3 protein-coding genes are annotated in these 3,953 nt (G+C 45.1%); 2 read left to right on the top strand and 1 reads right to left on the bottom strand.

All coding sequences use genetic code 11. The features are described from left to right. On the bottom strand, positions 1–1,317 hold a 1,317-nt coding region (locus tag AB3112_RS09140; RefSeq protein WP_367334344.1), incomplete at its 3' end, for an ABC transporter ATP-binding protein. Positions 1,318–1,474: 157 nt separating this feature from the next. Between AB3112_RS09140 and AB3112_RS09135 the strand changes: the two genes are divergently transcribed. After that, positions 1,475–2,851 (top strand): glutamate--cysteine ligase, encoded by a 1,377-nt coding sequence (locus tag AB3112_RS09135; RefSeq protein ID WP_084973465.1) that lies wholly within the window; start codon positions 1,475–1,477, stop codon positions 2,849–2,851. Between the two features lie 103 nt (positions 2,852–2,954). Continuing rightward, the gene (locus tag AB3112_RS09130; RefSeq protein ID WP_057910824.1) at positions 2,955–3,695 is read left to right on the top strand and encodes a gamma-glutamyl-gamma-aminobutyrate hydrolase family protein; all 741 of its coding nucleotides are present in this window, start codon (positions 2,955–2,957) and stop codon (positions 3,693–3,695) included. The last annotated feature ends 258 nt before the right edge of the window (positions 3,696–3,953 follow it).

Below are 3,953 nucleotides of genomic sequence, written 5' to 3'. Positions count from 1 at the left end.
TGTCGCGCTTGGCCGGGCAAAACGGATATTTTCTCGAATGCTTTCCGAAAACAGAAAAGTATCCTGTGGCACGTATCCTATCGCTGGAATCAAGGCGTCCATCTTGTATTTTTTGATGTCAATGCCGCCAAATTTAATGGTGCCTTCATAATTATCAAACTGGCGTAAAATCAGTCTGAGAATGGTACTTTTACCCGAACCAACTTTACCAACCAGACCAACTGTTTTTCCAGCCGGCACCTTAAAATCGATGTCCTGCAAAGCCAGCCGCTTATCGCCAGGATACGAGAACCGCTTAACGTCATAGTCAAGCTCCCCCTTGGGAGAAGTCGCCACCCCATTAGGATCATCAATCACTTTACTTTTTTGATTAATCAAGTCCATAACCCGATCGTAACTGGCATTTCCACGTTCCAGTGTATTGAACAGCATCCCGATCGCAAACATTGGCCAGATCATCATGGCCAGGTATGAAACAAACGAGACCAGCGAACCAATCGTAATCGTCCCGTTAGTCACTAAATAACCACCATAAACAATGGTAATGACATACGACAAGGCAATAATCATGGTCGTCATTGGATCAAACATCGAATCCAACAAGTTAACCCGTCGATTGATATTAATGGTCCGCGCAACCTGGTTATCAAAGTCCTGCATGTCTTCTTTTTGCTGGCCGAGACCTTTAATGACCTTGATTCCGGTAATACTTTCCTCAGCCTTGTTATTCAGTCGTGAAAACGCGGCCTGAGAATCTCTAAATGCAAAATGAATTTTCGTTCCCAAGCAACGCGCCATCACAGCCAATAATGGAAACGGTAAAATGGCAATTAACGTTAATCGCCAATCAATTAGGGTAACCATGGCAATCAGCGTCGTTCCCCCAGTAATCATGGAGTCGGCAAACTGGAGAATGCCACCACCGGCAACCCGCTGAATCGCTGACAAATCATTGGTTGCATGGGCCATTAAATCACCGGTCCGGTAATGTTGAAAGAATTCATGATCCATACTGGTGTAATGGAAAAATAGCCGGTTCCGCAAAACCTTTTCAAGCTTTGCTGCCTCACCCCAAATTGCCGTTCGCCATAAGTACCGGGCACCATATTGGGCAAAGGAAACAATTGTTAAGACAATCAATAAAAATGCCAGGTATTTTGCGGTTAACTTACCGTTGTGAATTGAGTCAACCAAGTTTCCGATAATCCGTGGTGGAACGATTCCCACCAGCGCCGTCAGCAGCAGGCCAAACAATCCGACCAGGTAGATTTTCCATTCCCGTTTGAAATACCAACCCAGCTTGACGAAGATACTCATGATTTCACCTCTAAATTAGAATCAGATTAAATAAAACAATTTTAGCACAAATCTTTGATTGATAACACTAAAGTCATTGCTTACAACGCATTATAGTGTTAGTATTTTGACATCAATTATCATCAAATTTTAATTAATCAGACTAAGGAGGAATGCTATGTTTAGCGAAATCGGTCAGTTAATATTCGATAATGAGGCTGTGGCCAAGACCTCGGATTTTACGATGGGCTTGGAAATTGAAATGCAGCGGGTTGATGAAAACGGGAACTTCAGCCAGGAACCGTATCCTGCCGGGGCTGGAAACGAACAAACCAATCCCTGGATCACCAATGATTTTTTGGAAACGATGTCTGAGGTAGTGACGCCACCTGCCGCTCACGCGTTAGATGCCATGCACTATTTGTTTAGTATCAATAACGCACTCAGATCAGCCCTATCACCAGGTGAATTATTGTGGCCGTTATCCATGCCACCGCGTTTACCTAAGGACAAATCCGCCATTCCGTTGGCTAAGATGGGTCCTGAAAAAGAAGCCTACCTCAAAGAATGGGTCAAACGCCACGGATTTTCGGCAGGAACGCCTTGTGGTGCCCACATTAACTTGAGCATTGATCCCCACGTCTTCGAATTAGTGCTGGATCAAATGGGCGATCGATTCAAATCAAAAGTTGAACTTCAAAATTATTTGTACGCAAAAGTTGCACAGGGATTTTTACGTTACCGATGGGTCATTACATATCTATTTGGTGCCAGCCCAATTGCTGAAGCCAACTACTTCAAATCTGGTGAGGGCCCAAAGAAGCCTATCCGGAGTATTCGTCAAAGTTCCCATGGATTTGGAAATCCATTTACCGGGGATTACACCAACGTTCAGCGTTACGTCGACCGAATTGAAAAGGGCGTAGCGGATGGCAAGCTGATTTCCGATTATGAATTTCACGGCGCCGTGCGTTTTAAGGGTAACAGTCATCTCAAAGAGCTTCCTAAAACGGGGATTAATTACCTTGAATTGCGGATGCTCGACCTTGACCCCAGCAGTTCGGTGGGGATTCGAACCAATACGCTACGTTTTATCCGATTGTTAGCCAGCTACTTTATTATGTCGCCGGCACTGAATCCTGACGAAGTTCAAAAGGTCATCGCCCGTTCAGATAAGATGAATGAAGCCGTCTCTGAAGAACACCCCAATGATGTTTCGAAGTACCAAGCAAATGCAAGGGCCTTTCTTCAAAGCTTGGAAATGTATGCCAATAGGATTCAACTGGGACCGGAATACCAAGAAGAACTTCAGGATCTGCAGGATCGGGTGGAAAATCCGTTGACGACGCCGAGTGCCAAGTTGTTAACCCACATTAAGGACGGATCGCTCACAGACTACGCGTTAAACCGAGCCAAACGTTACCAGCAATCAGCCCTGCAATCGATTCGTCCATTTAAGGGATTTGAGAATCACGCCAAACTATCAGCGAATGACTTGAAACATGAATTGTTTAAGGGCAGCTGGGAGCCTGACAAAGATAAAGACCAGGCCTAGTGCGATTTTTAGTTGGCAGCGTTCAAAATTTCGCTTTAATTGAATGGTTTGGAGTACAATAACAAAAGTATATGTAAAGTGATTATTTTGAGGAGGGATTTTATTGCGCCCAAGAATTGCACTACCTGCGGACACACTTGCTGAAGCGACGAACGTCATCAACGAGAGAAACGCCGCGTTTGCACCACGACCGGCAATCGAAGCAATCGTTAAGTCTGGTGGGGTTCCAGTTATTTTTCCAAGTGTTAATCCCGAAGATGTGCGCGATTATATGACACTGTTTGATGGCGTCTGTTTCCTCGGTGGCGCGGATGTCGACCCAACTTTTTACGGAGAGGAACCTTTCCAAAAGCTGGGAATGACTTATTTAAAACGTGACTTATTTGAAATTGAGCTATTAAAACAATCAGTGACGGCGGGAAAAGCCATCATGGGAATTTGCCGCGGTATGCAGCTGATTAACGTCGGTCTTGGTGGAACACTCTACCAAGATCTGTCACAGGACCTGCATGCGACCCTCAAGCACTCTCAGGAGGCGCCTGGCAACATGCCTTCCCATCATGTCACAGTGGACCCGGACAGCCGTCTAAACGATATTATCGGCCAACGCCCGTACGTTAACTCAAGGCACCACCAAGCGGTCAAAGATGTCGCTCCATATCTGAAAGTAACCGCCAGAGCAGACGATCAAGTGATTGAAGCAATTGAGTCGGTGAACACGGACCAAATCCTGGCAGTCCAGTGGCATCCGGAAAACATCTTCAAGCATTTCGAAGATTCAAGAAAGTTGTTCAAAGACTTTATTGATAGAAGCCAGAAGGTGGCGGATAGGACAAGAAAGTAGAGTGCGTAGCAAACCGTTTAGCTTTCGAGCATTAGTTTAATAACAGCCTTTAACGCCGGTTTTGCGTTAAAGGCTGTTATTGGACTAAGCGGAAAAAGCTGGTTTGCGAAGCACATTTTATCCAACTAGCAGCACTCTACTAACCCTATATTAAGAATCACCGGGAGATGCGGTTTCTAATGGGGATTTGACTGAATCCCTGTTTTTGGGATTTAGTTGAAGCAAACTTAGAAGATAGCATCTGGTTCGTCGGAGCAC

The organism is Lentilactobacillus sp., assembly GCF_040773105.1.
GTDB classification, from domain to species: domain Bacteria; phylum Bacillota; class Bacilli; order Lactobacillales; family Lactobacillaceae; genus Lentilactobacillus; species Lentilactobacillus parabuchneri.
Note: the sequence above shows the minus strand (reverse complement) of the source record. Positions and strands in the feature narration are given on the sequence as shown.